Origin of the sequence: Idiomarina tyrosinivorans, assembly GCF_003987475.1 — a bacterium.
Taxonomy (GTDB): Bacteria; Pseudomonadota; Gammaproteobacteria; order Enterobacterales; family Alteromonadaceae; genus Idiomarina; species Idiomarina tyrosinivorans.
Window position 1 is genome coordinate 235,158 of the sequence record NZ_PIQH01000003.1, and the last position, 23,891, is coordinate 259,048.

Sequence of the window (23,891 nt, forward strand, 5' to 3'; positions counted from 1 at the left end):
AAAAGGTTTACACCGTATGTCTGTTTTAACCGTGCTGAGTGGCGACATCGTTGCTTCTAGCAGTTACACCGCCGCCCAACTCAATAACGTGATTGCCGCGCTAAAAAGCCACTTTGCTGAGTGGCAACAGCACTGTGATCTGCGCTGGCAGGTTTACCGCGGTGATGCTTTTCAGGCTTATGTTAGCGAGCCTGGGCAGGGTTTAGCGCTGGCATTGTCGGTACGAGCGCGATTAGCGACGTTAACGCCGCAGTGCCAGGCCACACAATCCTTGGCCGTTGGCCAAGCCGAGTTGTTGCGGGAGAGTCCAGGTGAATCACTAGGGCCGGTATTCGAACAATCAGGTCGGCAACTTGAAAGCCAAGAAAACGGGTCGTTACAGTTAGTACTGACTGACCCGGAATTATCAACATTATCGGCGTGGCAATTGGCGGTGATGCTGTTCGATAAACTCACCGGCGACTTATCGCAGCGCCAGGCCGAGATATTACTGGCATGGTTGCAGGCACCAGAGTTGAGCCAACAAGCATTGGCGGATAAGCTAGCAACCAGTCGACAAAATGTGCATTTGCATTTTAAACGCATGAATATGGATGCCATAGCAACCACGCTTAACCAGTTTCAGGAGTACCCATGGCGGTAACGGCACTATTATTATTTTTGGCACACCTGTTAGGCGACTTTTACCTACAACCGCAAGCATGGATTGATAGCCGCTACCAGCATCGCATTCGATCGCTTGGACTGTTCAAGCATATCGTGGTGCATGCGATTGTTGCTGCGCTGGCTTTAGCGCTCAGTCCGCTGCCAATGAGTTTACCCAGTCTAATACTGGCTTGGGCAGCGGTGGTGTTGAGCCACTATGGGATTGATATTTGGAAGTCTTATCAAAAAGGCGGTTTCCGTTATTTTCTGCTTGACCAAGTCGGCCACTGGCTGGTTATTGCTGGGACAACGCTGGCGCTGGGTGCCGCGGCAAACATTTGGCAAGTAAGTGAGTTAGCAGCATTTTGTGAGCACTTACTTAGCGTAAAGGCATTGTTATTACTGGCAGCGGTACTGTTGCTCAGTGAACCGGTAGCGATTGCGATTAGTATGGCGCTGGACAGTTACACCCGTCAGTTAGACGATGATGAAGGCTTACTAAAAGCGGGCAAATGGCTGGGTATTATCGAGCGTTGGTTGATCTTTGGCTTTGTCCTAAACGGCTTATATGTCGGTGTCGGCTTCCTGCTGGCGATGAAAAGTATTTTCCGCATCGGTGACTTAACGCGCGCCCGCGACCGCAAACTAACCGAGTATATTATGCTCGGTACATTGCTTAGCGTTAGCATTGCCATCGGCGTCGGCGCGCTTACACGTTATTTGCTTGGTTGAGGCCAATTGCGCAATTTCAATCAGGAAAAGCTGCGGCTGGATAAGGCACTATCGTCGGTAGTCTAGCTCTGAGATAGTAAACAAAGGAAGCCGATGTCGAGTAAGCCCTACAACGCCCGTGTTGTTAAAGCCTGTGAATATATTGCTCAGCACATGGACGACGAGCTGTCGTTGAACGTTGTGAGTGATGTTGCGGCTGTATCAAAGTTTCATTTTCACCGACTATTTGCCGCTTTTACCGGGGTCAGTGTAACGCGCTTTGTTCAGCTTGAGCGTTTTCGACGGGCGTCATACCGACTGGCGTTTGAACCGGAAAAGCGTGTTATTGATATCGCATTGGAAGCCGGCTTTGATAGTCCTGAAGCTTTTTCGCGAGCCTTTAAGCGTACCTTTGAACAATCTCCTTCAGAGTTTAGACAGGCGCCAAGGTGGCCTGAATGGCACCAGCGTTTAACAACTGACTATAAACCGCAAGGAGAATTACCGATGGATATTCGTGTAGTGACGTTCGAACCCACTAAAGTGGCTAAATTGACGCATAAAGGCGATCCAAAAAATGTATTAGCCACTGCTGGTAAGTTTATTCAGTGGCGCAAGCAGACTGGACTATCGCCGGTAGGCAGCAGCCGAACTTTTGGAATCCCACATAGCGACCCGAATACTACACCCGCGGAAGATTTCCGTTGGGATGTTTGTGGCGAAATAGCCGAGGACGTGCCCGCTAACGATTTTGGTGTAGAAACAGCGGTGATACCAGGAGGCCGTTGCGCTGTGGTTCGTCATCGCGGTAGCCATGCCAATATGGACGATACCATTTACCATATTTATCGTCATTGGTTGCCGAAAAATAATGAAGAGGTCAGGGATTTTCCGTGCTTTTTCCACTACATCAACTTCATTCATGAGGTTGACGAGTGCGACCTGCTAACGGACATTTATATTCCGCTGAAATAATAGCTGCCACTGGTTTAACTGGGCGAGAAGCCCAGTTCTATTCACGTTTATCTAACCAGCTTTATTATGTCGGCGGGCATAATACAAGCTTAAAACGATCGCTAATAAAGTCGGGTAACCGGCGATGATATCGTCATGACCAAAAACTATGTAGCTGACCGTTGTAGCAACAATAAATAATAGGACAAACGCAGCTAAGAAGTGCAGTACCGAGAACTTAGAGTGGATTTTCTTAAAACACTTAGGACAATTATAATCGTACGACACAAAACTTAACCCATTTCTTTCAATAGCTATGTCTTTTTTGCAATGGGGGCATTTCATTCAGCGACTCCGAGACTTAACGAACGTATAAAAACGTAATACAAAAAGCTGCTTTAACCTATCAACGATAAATAGTTACTGCTAGGAGGTCAAACGCTGAAATGTGTCTCTGCTTTCGCAATGCTACCGCAAACAAAAAAGCCCCGCACAAAGTGCAGGGCTTTAGAATGGTGGTGCCGGAGGCGGAATCGAAAGGTTTTGATAAGAGCCTGTTTTTAAAGATTAAAATTAATCGGAATAAAAAACGTGTAACTTAGCGTGTTACTAAATCTCAGGCCAGTCTAACGCCAACCATATACAATGATCCCCATGCCCGTGAGCACAAACGCCGTCCCAATCAAGTCGAAGCTGGATAAAGGCGATTTATCGATAATTCGCAGCCAAACTATGGCGGTTAACACGTAAATACCGCCGTAGGCTGCGTAAACGCGCCCGCTTTCCGCCGGATGAAGTGTTAATAAGTAAGCAAATAGGGCTAAGCTTATCGCCGCCGGAATGAGCAACCAAACAGAATGGCCCTCTTTGAGCCATAGGTAGGGTAAATAGCATCCGACAATTTCAGCAATTGCGGTTGCGATAAATAAGCCCAGTGTTTTCATTAAAAATAATGCACTCATTATCAGTTGTCCCTACACGTTTCATCTGGATCTTCAAGTTCTACCGTTGTATGGCTTAAAGCATAGGGCGCAAGGACGTCATCGATGCGCTGTTTTAAATCGCTACGGGCCTCGATATCAAGGTTTTTAGATAACACCAAATGAACGGTTAATACATGCTCCTCGCCATCTAGTGACCAAAAATGCAGATGGTGTAGGTCAGCGACATGAGGTAGCTCCAGTAAAGCGTCCGCGACTTGTTTGTAGGTTTTTTTGTCTGGCGTGGCCTGTATGAAGAGTTTCAGTGTTGCCCCCAGGTTGCGTAGTACATTCACTAAAATAAATAGAGTAAAGCCAATCGACAATATAGGGTCGAGAATCGGCCAGTCTACGAACAGCAAAACAATACCAACGATAAGTACAGCAACCCAGCCGAGAACATCCTCCAGCAAGTGCCAGTTAATAACGCGTTCGTTTAACGTTTTGCCCTCTGACAATTTGTAAGCGGCAAATCCATTAACTGTAATGCCAACGACGGCTAAAGCGATCATGCCATCAGCGATGGGCATTTGAGGGTTCCAGAGTCTGGGAATCGCTTCCACAAGTACCCAGGCAGAGCCTGCGATTAAAACAACGGCATTAATAAATGCACCGGCAAGATTCAGTCTTTTATAACCGTAGGTAAAGTGTTGGTTAGCCTGTTTTTTGCCAAGTTTATTTAGTATCCACGCGAGACCTAACGACAGGCTATCGCCAAGATCATGAACGGCATCAGCTAAAATGGCGGTACTGTTGGTAAGAAAGCCACCAATAAACTCGATAATGGTGAAAACAAAGTTAAGAACAAATGCCCACCCCAGGCGGTTGGACGGCATGTCCTTTGAGTGATCATGGTTATGGTGATGCCCCATAATACGTTCCTCTTTGTAGTAGAAGGGGCGGCAATAACCGCCCCCTTAAATGCTATTGAACCCTAACGGCTCAGATCCTTAATTTTTTGTTTCGAAAACCAAGGATAGAGCACGGGTAAGATAACCAGTGTTAGCAATGTCGCAGACACCAAACCGCCAACAATGACGGTGGCCAATGGACGCTGAATTTCAGCGCCTGCGCCGGTTGCAAACAGCATGGGAATGAGTCCTAACGCTGAGGTTATTGCCGTCATTAATACCGGGCGTAGTCGCGACCATGCGCCATCAAACACGGCATCATTAACTGAATGCCCATCGGTTATTCTCTGGTTTATACTTTCGACCAGAACCACACCGTTTAGTACCGCCACACCAAACAGTGTGATGAAACCCACGGCGCTGGGCACCGATAAGTACTGTCCTGACACATAGAGTGCCACAATACCACCGATGACTGCCAACGGTACATTCACCAAAATCAACATGGCTTGACCCATGGTGCCGAAAGCAAAATAAAGCAGCAGGGCGATGAGTGCCAGCGATATGGGAACGACAATGGACAAGCGCTCCTGTGCTCGTTGTTGACTTTCGAACTGGCCACCAATGTCGACTGAGTAACCGGTTGGTAAATCCACCTTCTCGTCAATCGCCTTCCTAATATCGGCAACCACGCTGCCCATGTCACGACCCTGAACGTTCGATTGAATTACAACGCGACGCTGTACATCATCACGACGGATTTGCGGTGGTCCTGATTCAATTGCAACGTTGGCGACTTCGCCTAAGGTTACCCAGGCCCCCGAGGGAGTTAACAAGCGTAACGAGCGAATAGACTCCGGCGTATCGCGGAATTGCTTGGCCAACCGCACGTAAATATCATAGCGCTCATTACCGCGAATGATCTGGCCTGCCGAAGCGCCACCCAAGCCATTGTCGACAACGCTAAGTACATCGGAGACATTTAAGCCGTAGCGTGAGAGTTGTTGGCGTTTCGGCGAAACCACCAGTTGTGCTTCACCTTTTATTTGCTCCATCGCTACTGCAACGGCCCCGTCAACCTGCTTGACGGCACTTTCTATTTCCTGGCCTTTACGGGCCAACACGTCAAGCTCGGGTCCAAATAGTTTGATGGCTAGCTGCGATTTTACACCTGAGAGCAGTTCATCAACCCGTGTTGCAATAGGTTGTGAAAAATTAAACAACAAGCCTGGGTGATCATCTAGTTTTGCCTCCATTTTTTCTTGTAAGGCGTAGCGATCCGATGCTGTTGTCCATTCAGACTGCGGCTTAACACCCACATACATCTCGATGTTGCTGATAGGCTCTGGATCACCGCCCACTTCAGCTCGTCCAATGCGGCTGAGTGCGTAGGTGGTTTCCGGGAACGACATCAGGATTTTTTCAAGCTTCGGAGCCACCTCTAAGGCCGTTTCAAGGTTAGAGGAGGGGGCTAATGTCACGCGAATATTAATCGTGCCTTCTTCCAGTTCGGGCGCAAATTCTGTGCCGAGACGAGGCACTAACACCAAAGCGCCGACAAACAGCACACCGGCCAGGGTAATAACAGCCTTTTTACTGCGTAACGCCACCGATAATAGTCTTTTATAACCATTATCTAGTGGTTTAAGCAGTTTATTTTCACGAGGCTTAATACCCCGACTGAAAAAGTAACTGGCTAATGCCGGTACAACCATGATGGCCACAAAAACCGCGGAGATAATGGCCAACATAATACTGATAGCCATGGGCTCAAATAATTTAGCTTCAACACCCTGAAAACTAAACAGTGGCATAAAGACCACCAAGATAATCATGGCGGCAAAGAATACCGGTCGTGCCACTTCGTTCGCCGCTTCCTTAACTCGCAGCTTGATACCATGGCTATCGAGTTTGGCTGCCTGAGGATCTGGGTCGCGGTGCTCTGTGCGTTGCTCGGCGTCGTCTTGGTGTTCACTATCCGGACGACTTAAGTGCTTAAAGATGTTTTCAACCATCACCACGGAGCCGTCGACCAGCATACCAATGGCAACAGCAATCCCGCCCAGCGACATCAGGTTAGCTGACATGCCCATCGCGGACATTACCATCAGGGCAATGGCGATAGAAACGGGAATGGACAGTAACACTAAAAAAGTAGCGCGTATGTTGAGCAAAAACAGTGCTAATACTGCGGTAATAAAGACAAAGGCAATGAGCAGTGAATACGCGACCGTAGATACGGCTTTTTGTATTAAATCGGCCTGATCATAATACGGCTCAAAGGTGACACCCTCGGGTAATGCTTGCTGAATAAGCGGAATGCGCTTTTTAATACCGTCGATAGTGGCTTTGGTATTCGAGCCCATGCGTTTGAGCACAATACCCGATACCACTTCGCCCAGCTGGTTGACCTCGCCGTCGACTTTACGCGACATTGAGACCGCCCCCTGGCGAATTTCACTACCGATTTCGACGTCGGCAACCTGGCCCAGTGTTACGGAAACGCCGTCAACGGTTTTGAGCGGTATTTGTCGTATTTGTTGCAGGCCTTTTTTACCGCTATCCAACCAACCGGTGCCGCGAATAACCAACTGCTCCTGACCGCGGGGCATATACCAACCACCAACGTTACCGTTATTCTTGTTGACCGCGCCCATTACGTCTTGCTGGGTAAGGTCGTAAGACAACAGCTTAGCGGGATTGAGGTTAACCTGATATTGCTTAACCTTACCGCCAAAGGACAAGACTTCGGTAATTCCCTCAACGGGCATTAGTAGCAGTTTAACCACATAGTCGTTTAGACTGCGTAACTCCATACTGCTGACACCGGAGCCCGGTTCGGCAAGTAGCAGATACTGATAAACCTGGCCTAGGCCGGAGGAGTTAGGACCCATTTCGGGTGTACCTACGCCTTCGGGTATCAACTCCTTTGCCGCCTGCAGTCGTTCAAACACCAGTTGCCGGGCAAAGTAGATATCGACACTCTCGTCAAACACCACTGTAATGCCCGATAAACCTGTTTTTGAGATTGACCGAACCTCTTTGACGTCGGGCAGAGCATACATCACCGACTCTATCGGATAGGTAATCAGCTGCTCGACTTCGGTCGCTGCTAACCCGGGGGCCTCCGTATTTACCGTTACCTGAACGTTGGTAACATCGGGGAAGGCATCCAGATTAAGTTTGGGAATAACAAAAAATGACGCAATGCTGATGCTGAATAAAGCCAATACCAATAACAGGCGATTAGCGACAGCAAACTGAATAATGCGCTGAAACATACAACCTCCTGTTAGTGGTTATGTGGGTCAAAACCGCCTTTAGCGATTTGAGAGCGAACGAAAAACGCGCCGTTATCGACGTACTCTGTGCCTTCCTTAACGCCTCGAATGACTTTCCACGGACCCTTTTCATCAACCAATTCGACTTTCTTCGGTTCAAACTTTCCGGGTTCGTGCTCAATGAATATCTGCCAGTCACCATCAGATGCCCGCATTAAGGCTGAGTCCTTAACTGCAAGCACCGGTCCATCCGACTTGACTGAGAAATAAACATCCGCAAATAAACCAGGGTGTAATTGGTCCTTTTCGTTATTTACCGCAAGTCGTACCGTTCGGGTGCGGGTTTTATGGTCGATTGTGTGGCCTTCCTGAATGACTTTTGCCGCAAAGCGCTGATTGTCGACACTCACTGTAACAGGATCACCAAACTGCACACTAAGGTCAGCTGAGCCTGGTAGACGAGCATTAACCCACAAGGTTTCTTCTTGCAGCACTTCAACCAAGTGATTACCGGCATTAACTTGCTGACCCTGCTTGAAATTATCGCTAACCACAATTCCGCCAATTTCTGAGGTCAGTTGGTATTCGCCGATAGGGTAGTCAGCTTTACTTAAACGCTTAATATCACTGGCTGACATACCAAATGCTTTGAGCTGCGCTTGCGCTGAGGTAAAGGCGTTTTTCGCTTCGACAAAGCGTTTTTCACCAACCGTTGACTCGCCGAGTGACTGCACGCGTTGCCACTCGTTAAGTGTGACCAAATACTGACTTTGCGCCTCCGCCATGGTGGCGCTGAAGAGGGTGGCTAGAGGTTCACCTTTTTCGACGTGGTCGCCAATACTGACAAAACGTTTGAGCACGGTCGAGTCGATGCGCGGACTCACGATATAGCTGTTAAAGTCGTTAGCAACCACCTCGCCCGGGGCATAAACCGGGTATTCAATGACTTGAGTTTGCAAGGTTCGCGTGGTGATATCTGCCATGGACAGCTGCTTGCTGGATAGCTCCACGCCTGCACTTTCCTTGTGGGTAGCTTCTTTTTCGTCGTGTCCGTGTTCATCCTGCGCCATAACCGAAAAGCTCAGCGCAAGTGCTATTGCTGCGTATAAAGGTTTTACTGACATCGTTTACTCTCCAATCTCTGCGTTTGTTGGCTGGCTTAACGGCGATAACGTCAGTGCTTTACTGAGTTCGCCCGAACGGTACAACCATTCAATGGCGGCCAACCGATATTGTGTTTGCAGCGCTATCCCTGCAAATTGGCTATCGAGCTGCTGTTGCACAGCGGTGAGGTAGTCTGTGGTGGATAGGTCACCGGCGAGCCAGGACCGCTCAATCACCTGCATCGACTCATCCTGCCGAGATTGAAAGTCTCTTTGCCAGCTTTGCCATTGTTTTTTAACAAAGCGGTAGTTGTTAAGGGACGATTTCAGTGCTGCTTGCCATTGTTGGCGTAGCGCAATCAAACGTTTTTCTTCAGCAACAGCTTCGCTATTGGCTGCGCGTACTGCATCGCTGTAGTTATTGCGAATCTGTAGTGGAATGCTGAATGATAAGCCAACTACTGTTTCGTTATCGCTCTCGCCCGCTTCGACGCCTACGGTTGGGTTGGCGGTGGTTAACGAGCGTTTCCAGTCGACATCGGCGCGCTTTAATTGCCATTGCAGGTAAGCGGCTTTTAACGCTGGATGTTGTTGCCAACGAGCCGTTAACGCAGGTTCAACGTTAAATAGCTCCTCGTTAATGGAGAGTTGACCGACATCAGACGTTGTTAGCAGAGCGTTTAACTCTGCTTCAGCGGATTGCAGTTGTTGATAAGCCGCTGCAGTTTGTTGCAGTTGCCGACTTAGTGCGAGTACCGTCAGTTGTTCGTCGACGGCACCTAAGTCTCCGGCTTTACGCCGTTCGGCAACCAGGCTTATCGCCTGTTTAACGATTTTCTTTTGCTGCTCGGCGAGTGCGTAACGCTTTTTTGCATCAAGCCATTGCACATAGGCATTCAGCAGAGTTTTAGCATGCGATGTCGCCGCTTGGCGATAAATACTCATTGCCATAGCGGTCATTGCGTCACTCTGACTGGCACGTGCTTCATTGCGAGTGCTCCAGTCCAGCGTTTGGCTTAGACCAACAGCGTAATTATTGATGTCACCTTCGCGCTCTAAGCGTGACGATAAGCTAGGGTTGTACAGAGGCTGATTTAATTGTTTACCCTGTTGGATCAGCGCTTCAGCCTGCTGTCGAGCGGCTTCAACACTGGGATGTTGCTGCACAGTTTGTTGCCACTGCTCGGGCAGCTGTTGTGTATTCGCGTAGCTTGAACTCATTGCCAGACTGACGGCAACAAACAAGCGTTTGCTATATGTCGAAAATAGACCCATAGATAGACTCCTCAGTCATATTACTGCGTAAAATAATGATTTTTTTGGCTGCGAAAGCAGCTTATTTGGCAGCTATGAGGAGATGGGAGGCCGGAACAGCGGCGCTGATAGTGGGTTAGTGTAAAACTGGGTATACCCAGGGCGGGTTGTACCTAGTTTTGGTAAAGCGAGCGTTTCTTTTGATTTCAATGCATAGAGATGAAATGAGCCATGACAGTGACAGCAGTGGTGACAGTCAAAGCTGACTTCGCCACTTTTAGGCAGGCTACGTTTGTCGATGCGGGATTCGTCATGCTCAAAATTGAGGTGTTGTGCAGAAGAGGACTGGTGAGATTGATGCACGTCAGCAACCGCCTGACTGATTTGAGTCAGAACAGCAACAAGCACCAGTATTAAAAATCCTAGTCTAAGCATTATTACCTGCAACTATAAACAAGTACTTTAATGATACCTGAATTCAGATAATAACCGCAACACTCATGTAATGGGATAGGTCGGAAGGAGGTCAGCTACCTACATGTGGTAGTCTTACTTTTCGACCAAAAAAAGTGAGTTCCAACATGAGTTATCGGCAGCTGACCGAGGGGCAACGATACCAGATTTCTGCGTTGCTCTCAGAAGAATTTTCACAACGAGAGATTGCAAGAAAGCTGAACATTGCACCCTCAACCGTCCATCGAGAGTTGCGACGAAACAACAATTTATGCGGGTCTTATGACCCTCAATTGGCTCAAGAGCGCACACTAAAACGGCGTTTAAAGCCAAAGCCCAAACGGGTTTGCGAGAATACTCGCAACGCTGTAGAGCTTATGCTCGAGATGGACTGGAGCCCGGAGCAGATATCGGCTATCTGCACGCGAATAGGCTATCCAGTCAGTCACGAGTGGATTTACAATTATGTTCTGGCTGACTTTTACGGCGGCGGTGGTTTATTTACTCACCTTCGCCACCGGTTAAGACGCTATAAAAAGCGCCTGCATAAGCAACGAGGTCGGATTTTAGGCCGTCGCGCGATACACGACCGGCCAGCAATTATTGATGACCGGGAACGCTACGGCGACTGGGAAATCGACACCGTTATCGGCAAGCGTGGAACCGGTGCTATCGTCACGCTGTTAGAGCGTAAAAGCCGTTTTTATCTTGTGAAAAAAGTTACAAGTAAACACGCTGATGCCATTGCTAACGCGACTATCGAAATGCTTCAGCCTTTTAAGGAGTTAGTTCACAGAACCACGGCTGAGAACGGTTTAGAATTTGCAGACTATGAGCGAATTGCAGAAGAATTAGACACAGACGTTTATTTTGCTGACCCTTATGCTTCGTATCAGCGCGGTGCGAACGAAAATGCGAACGGGTTATTGCGTCAATACGTGCCAAAAGGTACTGATTTGCGCACTGTAACTAACGAGCTGATGGCTAAATATCAGCAACGCTTGAATTTACGGCCTAGGAAAACTCTGGGGTTTATTCAGCCAGACATAATTTTTAAAGAGCAATTGCAACAGGCTATGAGCGAGTGTTGCAGTTATTAGTTGAATCTAGGAAATAAGGAAATGGGAACAAGCAAACCCACTAAAAACGGGCTATTTCCCTCTCTATACCCTCTGTAAGTACTCAAAATCACGTTTTACAGCAAAAAAGGAACTTGAAGCGTAACCCTTCGAGTTATCCGAAGGGTGACAGCTCAAGGGCTTCTTTAAGAGTTACTACGGCATATTAGGTTTGGCTTGGTTCTGGCTCGCACTAACCTTATATCAGTTAATTGAGTTGAATCACGCAGGCGGATTTGTCACTGAGCCTCTCTTGGAAGCGCGAGGATTAACCTAAGTTAGCCAAGGCGCTTAGCTGGCAGCTTAACCAAGGTGAACTAACGTGGTACAAATCTGGTACACCACCGCAAACAAAAAAGCCCCGCACAAAGTGCAGGGCTTTAGAATGGTGGTGCCCGGAGGCGGAATCGAACCACCGACACGAGGATTTTCAATCCTCTGCTCTACCGACTGAGCTATCCGGGCGCGGGACGTATTAAACGATTTTCTCGGGTTGGAGTCAACCGCTTTTTTGCCCTTTTCAACCGTTTGCCTACGAAGTAACCAAGTTGCTGGGTTTTTCTTCGTTTATACCTTCAAATAGGTGCTTCCAGCTAAACACTTCTCGTAAAAATCGGTCCAGCGCACGCCTTCACGTGGCGCCAGAGAACCTTTACGGACTTGGCGGTCGATCGATTTCTTCACCGTTTTGGCCATAAAGTCAGTGTTGTATTGCATGGTTTCGAGCACTTTCTCGGCTGAAGTGCCCGGAACCACCTCTTCGATATAAAAATCACCCGGTTCATCATCGTGGCAATATACGTGCACCTCGGTCAGACGACCGAACAGGTTGTGCATGTCGCCCATCACGTCTTGGTAGGCACCGGTTAGGAACATACCAACATGGTACTCCTCGCCCTTTTTCAGGGTGTGCATGGGGATATTGTCGCTGATCTCTGTGCCTTCGATGTACTTGCTGAGCTTACCGTCGCTATCACAAGTAATATCGGCAATGGAGCAACGCACTTGCGGTTGCTCTTCCAATCGCGAAATTGGCACTATGGGTAACACTTGCCCAATCGCCCAGGTATCTGCCGCTGACTGGAAAATCGAGAAGTTACACAGATATTGGCTTGCCAGCATATCTTCTAGCTCTTCCAACTCCTGAATAATGTAGCTGTCTTTGTCTAAATCGGCGTGAATGTCGCTAAGGATCTGCCAGTACATGGTGTCTATTTTAGCCATTTCTGGTAGTGACAAGATTCCAAACTTAAAAGCTTCATAGGCGCTGGCTTTGTTCGAAGCGGCATCGTTATATCGCTCTTGCGGATGCAATTCTTCTGCACTGACTAGCTCGCGCATGTTACTGACCAGAATATGTTCGCCATCTTCTGGGCTAATGTCGTAATCGACGCTGGACGGCTTCACTTCGCCAACGATGTTAGTGACCACACAACTGTGGTGGGCGGTAATAGCGCGGCCGCTCTCGCTAACTAAATTGGGGTGGGGCACTTTTTCTAAGTCGCAAACCTGCTTTACACCCCATACCACGTCAGCGACGTATTCGTCGGTGGAGTAGTTGCGTGACGAGTCGGTCGTAGAACTGGTGCCATCGTAATCAATACCAAGGCCGCCGCCAATGTCGAGGTACTCAAGTGGCACACCCATTTGCACTAGCTTGGCATACAGCCGAGCACCTTCGCTAACCGCTTCTTTGATTTTACGAATATCAGACAACTGGCTACCAATGTGGAAGTGCAAAAGTTTCGCACAATGGAGCATGTCTTCTTGGCGTAAGCGCTCAACAATATTGAGGATTTCGGCAATGCTTAAGCCAAACTTGGCGCGGTCACCGCTGGATCCAGACCACTTACCCGTGCTCTTCACCATCATCTTGCTTCGCAAACCAATCATCGGTTCAACGTTGTACTTGCGTGCCAACGGAATCAGCATTTCCAGTTCGCTGTATTTCTCGATCACAATGATCATCTTGCGCTGCAAGTTACGGCCAAGTAGGGCAAGGGTCAGATAATCTTCGTCTTTATAGCCATTAAGAATGGTCAGCGCTTCAGGATTCTCGTTGTAGGCCATCACTGCCATCAGTTCTGGCTTTGAACCGGCTTCCAAACCATAGTTGTAGGGTTCACCAGCATCGATGATCTCTTCCACCACTTCCCGCATTTGGTTCACTTTAATTGGGAACACACCGGTGTACTTGCCTTGGTAGTCGGCCTGTTCGATGGTTTGCTGGAAGGTTTCGTTAAGGATCTCAACCTGCGAGCGGAGGATATCGTGAAAACGAATCACCGCCGGCAACTGTATGCCCTCGGCAATAATTTCGTCGACCACTTCCTTCATGTCGATGGTGACATCAGGTAAACGGTGGTTTGGCGCTATCTTAATGTTGCCGTTCTCACCAATTGAAAAATATCCTGCACCCCAACGTTTTACGCCGTAGAGTTCTTCAGCGTCGTCGATGCTCCAGCTATAGTCGTTATGCTCGGTCATTATTTTCCTGCGTTCTCTTTCAAATTCTGGTTCAACACCAATAACAGTTCGCGCACCACCTTGGCAGCAAATACGTCGGAATTGCCGGTGGGGTCAATTTTCGGTGACAGTTCTACCACGTCGGCGCCGACAAAACGTTTTTGTCGCAAAATCTTCATTAAACTAATAAATGAATGGAAGTCTTCGCCGCCCGGCTCAGGCGTGCCAGTACCGGGTAAAAATGATGGATCAAAATAATCCAAATCTAGGGTCAAATAAATCGGACGGTCAGCGGCAATGGCTGCTACGCTGTTTAAGAAGTCTTTGCGCGAGGTGCGCACTGTGCCTTGCTGCTGCATCCATTGGTATTCTTCGCGAGTACCAGAGCGAATACCATACTGAATGAGCTGATGTTGCGGACCAAAATGGTCAACCACACGGCGAATAATCGACGCATGCGAATAATGGTAACCCAAGAAGCCGTCACGCAAATCGGCATGGGCATCTAAGTGCAACAACACCATATCGGGGTATTGCTTTAAGTAGTGGGTTATCGGCGCGTAGGAAATCGAGTGCTCGCCGCCGAGCGTTAAAAATTTCAGCCCTTCTGCGGCAAAGTCGCGGCCTTCAAGCACTTGGCCGAAATCGTTCACGGCATGGTGCCACTGAGCTTCAACGTCTTCGTCGAACCCTAAGCGCAAGTTGCCCAAATCGTAAAAGGGTGCGTCGAATAGGTCGGCGTCTAAATAGGGCGAATACGATTCGATATCTTCTGACACCTCACGGAGGCCGTCAGGACCTTCTTTTGTGCCTTTGCGGAAGCACGCGGTACCATCAAAGCCAAAGCCGACAATATGGGTTGCACCTGCGTGTAACGCACGGCTATGCTCGGCCCCAAAAAACGGTCTTATGGGGTCGTTGAGCGGCACTGTAATAGGCGCTAACTCTGGCTTTGACATGGTTGGCTCTCCCTTAAATCGTGAGCAGGTTTAACGGCGGCTATTATGGTGATAACCATAGCGCTTGGCTAGCACTTATTGCGATCAAATTGGGCTGCCGTTAACTGCCGTTTTTCGACTTTTTCACAGGGTTAAAAAGCGACTGTTGAATGTCTACCCATTCTTGGCTTAAACCCTTACGTTTTTGCCACGTTTCGGCCAGCGGAGTTTCCGCTAAACCTTGACCACTGGTACCTGCCATTACTCCACTAACGCCTTGTCGGATCAGCTGTACGGCGTGCACACCCAGCCGAGTGGCCAGGATACGGTCGTGTGCCGTGGGGCGTCCGCCGCGTTGGGTATGGCCCAGTAAGCAAGGGCGGCAGGGTAAATGTAGCCGATCTTCCAACTGCTCGGCTAAGCGCACCGCGCCGCCGGGCCACTGGTGCTCGCTCAGTACCATCACGTAGCTGCTATCACCACGCACCCGCTGCACGGCTTCTATGTGCTTAACAATAGAGGCCACAGTGAGCGGTTTTTCCCGTTGTAGTTCGGGCAAAATCATTCGTTCAGCACCAGAAGCCATAGCACTACTCAAGCCAATAAAGCCTGCATGGCGACCCATGACTTCAACAATAAACACCCGGTCCATCGCTTCTGCGGTATCGCGAATTTTATCTAATGCATCCATGGCGGTTTCTACCGCGGTCGAATAGCCTATGGTATCGTCGCTACCAAACAAGTCGTTGTCAATGGTGCCGGGCACGCCAATCACTTGGCCATCCCAATGGTGGCTTAAATGGTCGGCGCCGCGGAACGAACCGTCACCGCCAATCACCACTAATGCATCGATTTGGTGAGCATCCAGATTGCGTGCTGCCTCTTGCGCGGCTTCTGCTTGTTTAAAGCGTTCGCTGCGGGCACTCTTAATAATGGTTCCGGAATACTGCAAAATATGCAGCACATTGGTTTCGTCTAAGCGTTGCCAATCGTTATTGAGTAAGCCTTCATAACCGTGGCGAAATGCGAGTACTTCAATACCGTAATGTTGTGCGGTCAGTACTACCGCTCGAATACAGGCATTCATGCCTGGTGCATCGCCGCCACTGGTGATCACTGCGATGCGTTGAATGGTCTTTTCAGATGACACAATCTTCACTCCTTGATAATGTCTTAGCCCTAGCTTATCCGACCTGTAGCCTGATCACCAAGGGGAAATCTTATGAGCCACCGCCGTTATGACGCCGAAGCACTCTTAACCTGGGCAACGGCATGCTTGCAACAAGCAGGGGCGGCTCCAGAGATTGCCGATGCAGTGGCTTATTATTTATTAGAGGGCGACTTACTTGGTCATTCGACCCACGGCCTTATTCGGTTATTAAACAACGCCGATTGGTTAGCGCAGGGGAAAAGTTTGAATAAAGGCCAACCAGAGGTGTTGGCAGAGCGCGCCGCGACGGCGTTGTGGGACGCAAAATTTTTGCCTGGCCCGTATGTGATGCCAAAAGCGGTAGCGAAAGCCTGCGAAATGGCAAAGCAAGCCGGTAGCGGCACTATCGTGGTTAAGCGCAGCCAACATATTGCTGCGCTCTCAGCCTATTTAACCCTAGCCACAGAGCAAGGATTAGTGGTTAGCATTATGTGTTCTACCCCGGGACAACAAGCGGTTGCGCCTTATGGCGCCAAGCAAGCGGTATTTTCACCGAACCCGTTGGCTGTTGGCGTCCCGTCAACTGAGCATCCGTTGTTGGTCGATATCAGTCTGTCGATGACGGCCGCGGGCAAAGTGCGACAAGCGAAAGCGAATCAACAGCGGCTGCCTTATAAGGCGTTAATCACTCCTGACGGACAATGGAGTGACGATCCGCTGACCTTTTTCCAGCAGCCCGGCGCAGCGCTTGCCCCCTTGGGTGGCGAGCTTCTAGGCTACAAAGGTTATGGCTTAACCCTGTTCAGTGAAATTTGGACCATGGCGTTAAGCCAGTATGGTCGCACGCAAGGGCATCAGGACGGTGATGCCAATAGTGTTTGGGTTCAGGTATTGGACCCTAGTGCATTTGGTAGCCAAAGTCAGTTTATTGAAGAGGTGGACGCGCTATTTGCGCAGGCGCGTGCGGCACAACCGATTAAACCAGACAAACCGGTGCGCATTCCAGGGCAACAGGCCTGCCTCAATAAGCAGCGACAATTACGCGAAGGCGTTGAGTACAGCGCCGCTACACTAAAAGTGATGCAGCGCTGCGCAGAGCGTTATCAGCAGCCGTTACCTGAGCCGCTTTAAGGTTGTAAGCGAGTAATGTGCCAATGTTTATCGGCAGCCAATTGGTAACTGAAGCGGTCGTGTAGGCGGTGTTCACCGCCTTGCCAAAACTCGAAACGATTGGGAGTAACTAGGTAGCCACCCCATTGTTCAGGTACTGGCACCTGTTGTTCTGCATATTGTTCTAATAACTGTTGATAGCGCTGCTCTAACGTGGCGCGGCTATCAATCGCTTGGCTTTGTGATGACGCCAACGCCGCCACTTGGCTGGCTTTCGGGCGCGCATGAAAGTACTGTTCTACTCGCTCTCTGGAGAGCGCAGAAGCGACGCCATCGATGGCGACTTGGCGCTCCATCGTTAGCCAGGCAAAGTGCAAACTGGTGCGCGGATTCTCGGCAATCTCTTTGCCCTTGCGGCTATGTTGGTTGGTATAAAATACAAAGCCATTGTGGTCGTATGACTTTAACAGTACCACGCGTTGGCTAGGTATACCGTCTTTGCTGGCAGTAGCCACTGTCATTGCCGTGGGGTCGCTATTAAGCTTTTCTGCGAGCGCTTGGCGCATCCACAGCTCAAACTGCTGAAAAGGGTCGGCTAATAAGTCGGCGCGGGATAACCTACCGCGCTGGTAATCACGACGAATATTATGTAAGTCGGTCATAGCGTTAGTTACTTCTCACTATCAGGGTATTGTTGCCGGACTTTTTCCAAGGCGTCGATATTGTCGAGTAAACAACTGGCCAGTTGCGGGTCGAAAATTTTACCTTGGTGTTCCTTAATATAGTTCGTAGCGTCCTCAATTGAGCGTGCTGGTCGATATTGCGTGTCACGGCGCAGACTGTCGTAATGGCTGGTTAACTGTAGCAAGCGGGCAACGTTATTAATCTGTTCGTGCTGCTTGTTGCTGGGGTAACCGGTGCCATCCCAACGTTCATGAATATCACAGGCAATTTGCGCCGCCAGGCTAGCGATATCGGTGCCGGTTTGTTTGAGGTACTCATGGCCTTCAATCACCCGTTCCATAATTTCTTGGTAGTCGTGCACCGATAGGGCATCGGTACGTTGCGCCAACTCTTGTTGCACCGCCACTTTGCCAATATCGTAAACTGAAGCCGCTTGTTTTAATTGTTCAATGTCTTGACCGGAGTAACCAGAAATTCTTGCCAGCACACCGGCCATTTCTGCTGAACGCTTAATGTGGTGTGAACGGCTATCCACCGAGTGGCGTTCAATCGCTTCGCCCACGCTGTAAAGTAACTCACGTTGCGCATCACGCTCGGTCTGGGTCGCAGACAGGTTATCAATAGCGATTGCGCTGTTGTTCACAAAAAGGCTCAACAAGTGCAAATCGAGGTCGCTTAAATCACGAATATCGCGGATAAACAACAAGTAGTAGTTACCGTTTTCCGCACGATACAGGCCATAGTAACGGCCTTTCTCTACGGCAAAATTAACCGCCGCTTGTTGCGCTTTTAAACGCTCAACGACTGCCCAATCCACATCGCCGTCGACTTTCTGTCCAATGGCATCTCGGTAGTCACCGGTACCGCCAATAATTTCAAAAGGTTCTCCGGCGGACGCTTCTGCTGATAGCCCTTCTGAGCGACAGTAGAGGGCGTCGTCGGTATGGGTGATTAGCGCTACCAATTGTTCTAAAATGCCCTGACACAAGCCTTGCATTGAACGCGCACTAAATACTTCCGCGGAGGCTTGAATGACCTTTTCCAAGCCACGTTTATTACGCTCAATGGCATGTAAGTCTCGGTAAGCACGCAAGCACGAGTACATTAAGGTCACTAGCTTGCGGTAGGTTAATTCGGTCTTTTCTTTGTAATCATCAATATCGTAGCGAGCGATCACTTCTTCTTCAGGTGCCTGCCCAGGTTGCCCCGTGCGCAACACAATACGAATAAGACGGTTGCCCAAATCTTGGCGCACCCAGCGGGCAACATCTAAGCCCGCATGCTCAGATTCCATCACCACATCAAGCAGCATCATGGCGATATCGTCGTGCTTGGTTAAAATTTCTTTGGCTTCAGCGCCGGAGTGGGCTGATAAAAATTCGATGGGGTGTTCATCGAGCTTGAACGACTTCAGTGCCATGGAGGTGATCGCATGAATTTCAGGATCATCGTCCACCACCAGTACTTTATAGGGATCTAGCCCCAGCTCTGGCTCGTCTTTCGGTTCTTCTTCAGCAAATAAAAAGTCATCACTCATTGCTCACGATGTCCTTGTGGTTAAGGTGTCGTTGAAGAATATACGCGTTTACCCCCAACAAAGGTTTGCTCTACTTCAACTTTCCATAAATCACTAGCAGGTATAGCAAATGGGTCGCGATCAACAACAATAAAATCGGCCCACTTGCCAGGTTCCAGCGATCCTAATATTTCGTCTTGGTGTGCTGCATAAGCGGCATCGAGCGTAAAAGCACGCAACGCTTGTGGCAGTGATAGCGCTTCATCAACACGCCATCCACCTTGCGGTTGGTTGTCTCGGCTTTGGCGAGTCACCGCGGCATGCAAACCATAGAACGGATTAGCCAGTTCTACCGGAAAGTCCGATCCAGCAGCGACAATCGTGCCTTGCTCCAATAGCGTTTGCCAAGCGTAAGCCCCTTTTAAACGCTGTTCACCTAAACGGTCTTTTGCCATGTTTTTATCGCTGGTGGCATGCGTCGGCTGCATTGAGGCGATGATATTTAGCGCCTTAAAACGCGGAATGTCTGCTGGCGCAATCACCTGCGCGTGCTCAATGCGGTTACGCAGGTTACGACCGCCTAAATCTTGGTAAACCTCGGCGAAAGCATCCAATGCAACACGGTTGGCTCTGTCGCCAATGGCGTGAATGTTAATTTGAAAGCCAAACGGTACAATCAAATGAAACAGATCGCGGATTTCATCCACCGGCGTTACCATCAAACCGTGCTGATGCTTATCGTCGCTGTATGGCTTTAGCAGGGCTGCGCCACGGCTGCCTAATGCACCGTCGGCATAAATTTTTACACTTCGTGCGGTAAAGTGGTCATCCTTGGTGTAGATCGGCCCTTGTTTCAACATCTCTGGTAACGCAGGATCGGTTGCTGCAATCATTGCGTAGATGCGCATGGGGATTTTGCCCTCTGCGGCAAGTTGCTGGTAATCGCGCAATAGCTTTTGGCTAATTCCAGCATCGTGAGTGCTGGTGATACCCACCGATAATAGGTGCTTGAACGCAGCGGTTAGCGCTCGCTGTCGCTCGCTAGCATTAGCTTCTGGAAGCACCTTTTTCATTAAATTTACTGCGTTATCAACTAATACGCCTGTGGGTTGACCATCACTGTCACGAATAATCTGACCGCCATCTGGGTCTATGGTATTGGCATTTATGCCCGCAAGTTTCAGGGCTTTGCTATTTGCCCATCCAGCATGACCATCAACACGGGTTAACCAAACTGGACGATCGTTAACAACTTCATCCAAGGCTTCGGCGCTAGGAAAGCGCTTCGATGGCCATAGTTCTTGGTTCCAGCCACGACCGATAACCCAGCGTAAATTGGGGTTGTTGGTGGCGTATTGGGCAACTTGCTGCACGGCCTCCGCTTCGGAGCGCGCTTCGCGCAACTCTACTTGGCGCAAGTTTTGGCCTAACCCAAGCACATGTCCATGCGCATCTGTCAGGCCGGGTAAAACGGTTTTGCCCTGTAAGTCGATGGTTTTGGCGTCGGGAAAGCGCTTGGCTAATTCGCCATGCCCAATTGCTAACACCTTGCCATCGGCAATGACCATTTCAGAAAAGTGGTTCAACACGGCGTCTTTACCTGGAGGGCTGGTCAAGGTGTAACCGTTGACATTCTTGTAAAGGCTCTGAGCGTTAACCCATGGAATAAAAAACATTGCCAAAAATGCGAGGCTGCGAAGCGGTGTTTTCGCCATTTTCTGCTACCTTTGTTATGGATGTTAGCTTTTCTGAAGTCTTCACTGACTATACGCAATTTTAATACTGACGTCACAAACTATCGGGTTCGTGGTCCAGTTTGTTAGATTTTTTAACAAGTCGTTGAAATATTTGCGCATTGTTTGTGTAAAAATGGTCGCCAACTGACGTCCATTTATGATAAAAGTTAATGAGTTTAGTCAGTTAATGAGCCAATGGAATGAAAATACTCATCATCGACCCGCAGTTCTTTCTGCGATCTGGGTTAATTCAGCTGCTTACCAACTACGCTGATCATCCCGCAATATATGAAGCCAATAGTTTTGCTGTGGCCGCCGATTATTTGCAACATGCCGACGACTTTAATGTCATTTTCATGGAAATGGATCTTCCAGACGAAGAAATTCGTCCAGCGTTACAGGCCATTAAAAAGTACGCGCCACGCGCGCATCTAGTGGCATTCACGTGGTCCAAGCCGACGGCAGAAATCCGTCAAGCATTATCAGCCGGTATGCGCAGTTACTTGCCGAAAGACAGTTCAGCAGAAAATGCCAAGGCGGCCGTTCGCGCTATTTTGCAAGGCGACCGCTACCTGCCAGAAGAAACCCATGTCAGTGAGCCAAATGCCGGTCAAGGTGGTGCGGAAAACTTCCTCTCACCACGGCAGTTAGAGATTATGCAGCTACTGGCGCAAGGGCTATCAAACAAAGAGATTGCGAATATTTTGGGGATCACCGAAGGAACCATTCGGGTGCATCTATCAGCAATATTTAAAGCCATTAAGGTATCCAACCGTACCGAAGCGACGTTGTGGTACTTGCTACGCCAGAAGAAATTGGTTGGCTAAATGGCATCTCTGCAGCAGTGGATACAGCGCTTAGAGTCCGTTAAGCACGCGCCCACTGAGCAGTGGAATCCGCCTTACTGTGGAGAAATCCCGATCAGTATCGACTCGCAAGGGCGCTGGTTTTATCAGGGTAGCGAGATTGCCCGGCAAAAACTGGTACAGCTATTTGCCTCGGTGCTGGTGGTTGAAGAGCAGCAGTATTATTTGGTCACCCCGGCAGAAAAAGTAAAAATCTCAGTTGCCGATGTGCCTTTTGTGATCACGGATTATCAGCAGGCCAGCAGTGACGACGGTGAAACAGTTTGGTTAGTGGAAACGAATGTCGGTGATAAGGTCGCAATCAGTGACCAACACCCACTCGAAGTCCGCAACGGTATTCCATACGTAACAGTGTATCGTGGTCTCCAAGCTAAACTGCACCGCAATGTTTTTTATCGTTGGGTCGATATGGCTGAAGTTGAAGAACTACAAGGTGTCTCACGCTATTTCATTCGTAGCGCGGGGAAAAAATATTTGCTCGGAGAAGTGGGTTGATATTGCCAAAGCTGATCCCTTCGATACAATGGCAAACAGTGCATGGCAAAAGCAGTAACCCATAAAACAAAGAAAATATGGTAAAGCCGCAAAAGATATACCTTGTTGAAGCAACGCCAGAGCGCTGCCGCGAAATAGAGACTGTGCTGACCTTTGTTGGCGAGTCGGTGGAGCGCATAGACCTTGCTAGCGAGGGAAAAATTGATACTCACGAACTACCCCTATGTGTTATCGCAGGGGATTGTGAAGCTGATCTTGCGGCGCTCGCAAAGGCCAACCCGCATATCCCATTTATTTCTGCCCATCAAAAACACGAACATGCCCTGAAAGTCAGTAACGTGATCGGGGGGTTGGGCGAAACCATTCAATACCCTACAGTGGCGCAACTCCTGTACTACTGTCAGGAATATCACCGGCAAAAACCGTTACCGAAAAGCAAAAGCAAAAACAGTAAGCGTTTAATGCGCACGTTGGTCGGTCAGGGGCGGGCGATTGCTCATGTAAGGGTAATGATTGAGCAAGTCGCCGATACCGATGCCAATGTGCTGGTGTTGGGTGAATCTGGTACTGGTAAAGAAGTGGTGGCACGTGCTATTCACGATTTGTCGCCGCGTGCCAAAGGCCCTTTCGTTCCAGTCAACTGTGGCGCTATTCCCCCGGAGTTGTTGGAAAGCGAATTGTTTGGCCATGAAAAAGGGGCCTTTACTGGCGCAATCAATACCCGTAAAGGGCGATTTGAATTAGCCCAAGGGGGTACGCTGTTCCTTGACGAAATTGGCGATATGCCATTGCCAATGCAGGTTAAACTGTTGCGAGTTTTGCAAGAACGTGTGTTTGAACGGGTTGGCTCGAGTAAACAGATTAATGCCGATGTGCGGATTGTCGCTGCCACTCACCGTGAGTTGGAGCAGATGATCATCGACGGTAAATTCCGCGAAGATTTGTATTATCGGTTAAATGTGTTCCCCATTGAAATGCCCGCACTGCGTGAACGCACCGACGATATTGCCGTGTTACTGCCTGAGTTGGTTGCCCGCTTTGAGGCACAAAATGGCGTGGGAGTCAGGTTCACCGACAAAGCCATAGAATCTCTCAAGATCCATCAATGGCCAGGCAATATTCGTGAACTCAATAACCTGATAGAGCGGATGGCGATAATGCACCCTGATGGCATTGTCGATGTCTACGATTTGCCGCCAAAATATCAACATATCGATGCCGTGCCTGTGGTGCCAGAATATCCCGAAGAAGTGTTAGAGCGACAAGCGTTGAACGATATCTTCGCCAGTAGCGACGATGACAATGACAATGAAGCGTTGCTAGAAGACGATGACGAAGGCGCTGAAACCGTGTTGCAAGAAATTCAGTTATCTTCAGGGCAACCTCTGCCACCGGAAGGGGTTAATTTAAAAGACATGCTCAGCGATATTGAAGTTGATCTTATTCGGCAAGCGCTCGAGCAGTCGGAATGGGTAGTTGCCAGAGCGGCCGAACTGCTCGGTATGCGGCGCACCACGTTAGTTGAGAAAATGAAAAAGTATCAACTGGTGCGTGAAGAGTCTTGAGTCAAAATTACGACA

Annotated in this window: 20 protein-coding genes and 1 tRNA gene; 9 read left to right on the forward strand and 12 right to left on the reverse strand. The window is 49.2% G+C overall.

Features of this window, described 5'->3' with window-relative positions; translation table 11 throughout:
* Positions 1-16 precede the first annotated feature (16 nt).
* From CWI84_RS04520 to CWI84_RS04530, 3 genes are all read left to right on the forward strand, one after another.
* Positions 17-643, forward strand: a complete 627-nt coding sequence (locus tag CWI84_RS04520) for a hypothetical protein (protein ID WP_126841384.1) — start codon at positions 17-19, stop codon at positions 641-643.
* Positions 634-1,377 (forward strand): DUF3307 domain-containing protein, encoded by a 744-nt coding sequence (locus CWI84_RS04525; RefSeq protein ID WP_126841385.1) that lies wholly within the window; start codon positions 634-636, stop codon positions 1,375-1,377. Before CWI84_RS04520 ends, CWI84_RS04525 begins: the two co-directional genes overlap by 10 nt.
* A gap of 93 nt (positions 1,378-1,470) precedes the next feature.
* On the forward strand, positions 1,471-2,331 hold the full coding sequence (locus CWI84_RS04530) for an AraC family transcriptional regulator (protein ID WP_126841386.1): 861 nt from the start codon (positions 1,471-1,473) through the stop codon (positions 2,329-2,331).
* A 605-nt stretch (positions 2,332-2,936) separates the two neighbouring features.
* On the opposite strand, the gene CWI84_RS04535 is transcribed toward CWI84_RS04530, so the two are convergent.
* The 5 genes from CWI84_RS04535 to CWI84_RS04555 all read right to left on the reverse strand — a co-directional run bounded on the left by CWI84_RS04535 (position 2,937) and on the right by CWI84_RS04555 (position 9,800).
* Positions 2,937-3,272, reverse strand: coding sequence for a YnfA family protein (locus tag CWI84_RS04535; protein ID WP_126841387.1), 336 nt, complete (start codon positions 3,270-3,272; stop codon positions 2,937-2,939).
* 2 nt (positions 3,273-3,274) lie between these two features.
* Entirely contained in the window at positions 3,275-4,162 is an 888-nt protein-coding gene (locus CWI84_RS04540) for a cation diffusion facilitator family transporter (RefSeq protein WP_126841388.1), read from the reverse strand.
* A 62-nt stretch (positions 4,163-4,224) separates the two neighbouring features.
* Entirely contained in the window at positions 4,225-7,422 is a 3,198-nt protein-coding gene (locus CWI84_RS04545) for an efflux RND transporter permease subunit (protein ID WP_126841389.1), read from the reverse strand.
* Between the two features lie 11 nt (positions 7,423-7,433).
* Complete coding sequence (locus CWI84_RS04550; protein WP_126841390.1) at positions 7,434-8,546, reverse strand: efflux RND transporter periplasmic adaptor subunit; 1,113 nt, start codon at positions 8,544-8,546, stop codon at positions 7,434-7,436.
* A gap of 3 nt (positions 8,547-8,549) precedes the next feature.
* On the reverse strand, positions 8,550-9,800 hold the full coding sequence (locus CWI84_RS04555) for a TolC family protein (RefSeq protein WP_126841391.1): 1,251 nt from the start codon (positions 9,798-9,800) through the stop codon (positions 8,550-8,552).
* A gap of 210 nt (positions 9,801-10,010) precedes the next feature.
* Between CWI84_RS04555 and CWI84_RS04560 the strand changes: the two genes are divergently transcribed.
* Together CWI84_RS04560 and CWI84_RS04565 are read left to right on the forward strand one after the other, a co-directional pair.
* The gene (locus CWI84_RS04560) at positions 10,011-10,196 is read left to right on the forward strand and encodes a hypothetical protein (protein ID WP_126841392.1); all 186 of its coding nucleotides are present in this window, start codon (positions 10,011-10,013) and stop codon (positions 10,194-10,196) included.
* A gap of 164 nt (positions 10,197-10,360) precedes the next feature.
* Positions 10,361-11,332 (forward strand): IS30 family transposase, encoded by a 972-nt coding sequence (locus CWI84_RS04565; RefSeq protein ID WP_126841393.1) that lies wholly within the window; start codon positions 10,361-10,363, stop codon positions 11,330-11,332.
* A 407-nt stretch (positions 11,333-11,739) separates the two neighbouring features.
* Here CWI84_RS04565 and CWI84_RS04570 read toward each other — a convergent pair.
* The 4 genes from CWI84_RS04570 to CWI84_RS04585 all read right to left on the reverse strand — a co-directional run bounded on the left by CWI84_RS04570 (position 11,740) and on the right by CWI84_RS04585 (position 15,904).
* Positions 11,740-11,815 (reverse strand) — tRNA-Phe (locus CWI84_RS04570).
* Between the two features lie 102 nt (positions 11,816-11,917).
* Entirely contained in the window at positions 11,918-13,837 is a 1,920-nt protein-coding gene (gene speA, locus CWI84_RS04575; protein WP_126841394.1) for a biosynthetic arginine decarboxylase, read from the reverse strand.
* Positions 13,837-14,775, reverse strand: a complete 939-nt coding sequence (gene speB / locus CWI84_RS04580; protein WP_126841395.1) for an agmatinase — start codon at positions 14,773-14,775, stop codon at positions 13,837-13,839. The genes speA and speB overlap by 1 nt, the downstream gene beginning before the upstream one ends.
* A 100-nt stretch (positions 14,776-14,875) precedes the next feature.
* On the reverse strand, positions 14,876-15,904 hold the full coding sequence (locus tag CWI84_RS04585) for an ATP-dependent 6-phosphofructokinase (RefSeq protein WP_126841396.1): 1,029 nt from the start codon (positions 15,902-15,904) through the stop codon (positions 14,876-14,878).
* A 72-nt stretch (positions 15,905-15,976) separates the two neighbouring features.
* Between CWI84_RS04585 and CWI84_RS04590 the strand changes: the two genes are divergently transcribed.
* Entirely contained in the window at positions 15,977-17,035 is a 1,059-nt protein-coding gene (locus CWI84_RS04590; RefSeq protein WP_126841397.1) for an Ldh family oxidoreductase, read from the forward strand.
* On the opposite strand, the gene pdxH is transcribed toward CWI84_RS04590, so the two are convergent.
* From pdxH to CWI84_RS04605, 3 genes are read right to left on the reverse strand one after another with little or no spacing between them, the layout of a single operon-like run.
* Positions 17,032-17,676 carry a pyridoxamine 5'-phosphate oxidase gene (gene pdxH / locus CWI84_RS04595; protein ID WP_126841398.1) on the reverse strand — a complete coding sequence of 215 codons (645 nt, stop codon included), beginning with the start codon at positions 17,674-17,676 and terminating at the stop codon, positions 17,032-17,034. The two genes, CWI84_RS04590 and pdxH, sit on opposite strands and share 4 nt — an antisense overlap.
* Before the next feature lie 8 nt (positions 17,677-17,684).
* Entirely contained in the window at positions 17,685-19,235 is a 1,551-nt protein-coding gene (locus tag CWI84_RS04600) for a DUF3369 domain-containing protein (protein WP_126841399.1), read from the reverse strand.
* Positions 19,236-19,255: 20 nt separating this feature from the next.
* Positions 19,256-20,929, reverse strand: coding sequence for an amidohydrolase (locus CWI84_RS04605; RefSeq protein WP_126841400.1), 1,674 nt, complete (start codon positions 20,927-20,929; stop codon positions 19,256-19,258).
* A gap of 221 nt (positions 20,930-21,150) precedes the next feature.
* Between CWI84_RS04605 and CWI84_RS04610 the strand changes: the two genes are divergently transcribed.
* From CWI84_RS04610 to CWI84_RS04620, 3 genes are all read left to right on the forward strand, one after another.
* Positions 21,151-21,777, forward strand: a complete 627-nt coding sequence (locus tag CWI84_RS04610; RefSeq protein ID WP_126841401.1) for a LuxR C-terminal-related transcriptional regulator — start codon at positions 21,151-21,153, stop codon at positions 21,775-21,777.
* Positions 21,778-22,311 (forward strand): DUF1285 domain-containing protein, encoded by a 534-nt coding sequence (locus tag CWI84_RS04615; protein ID WP_126841402.1) that lies wholly within the window; start codon positions 21,778-21,780, stop codon positions 22,309-22,311.
* Positions 22,312-22,388: 77 nt separating this feature from the next.
* The gene (locus CWI84_RS04620) at positions 22,389-23,876 is read left to right on the forward strand and encodes a sigma-54 dependent transcriptional regulator (RefSeq protein ID WP_126841403.1); all 1,488 of its coding nucleotides are present in this window, start codon (positions 22,389-22,391) and stop codon (positions 23,874-23,876) included.
* Positions 23,877-23,891: the final 15 nt, after the last annotated feature.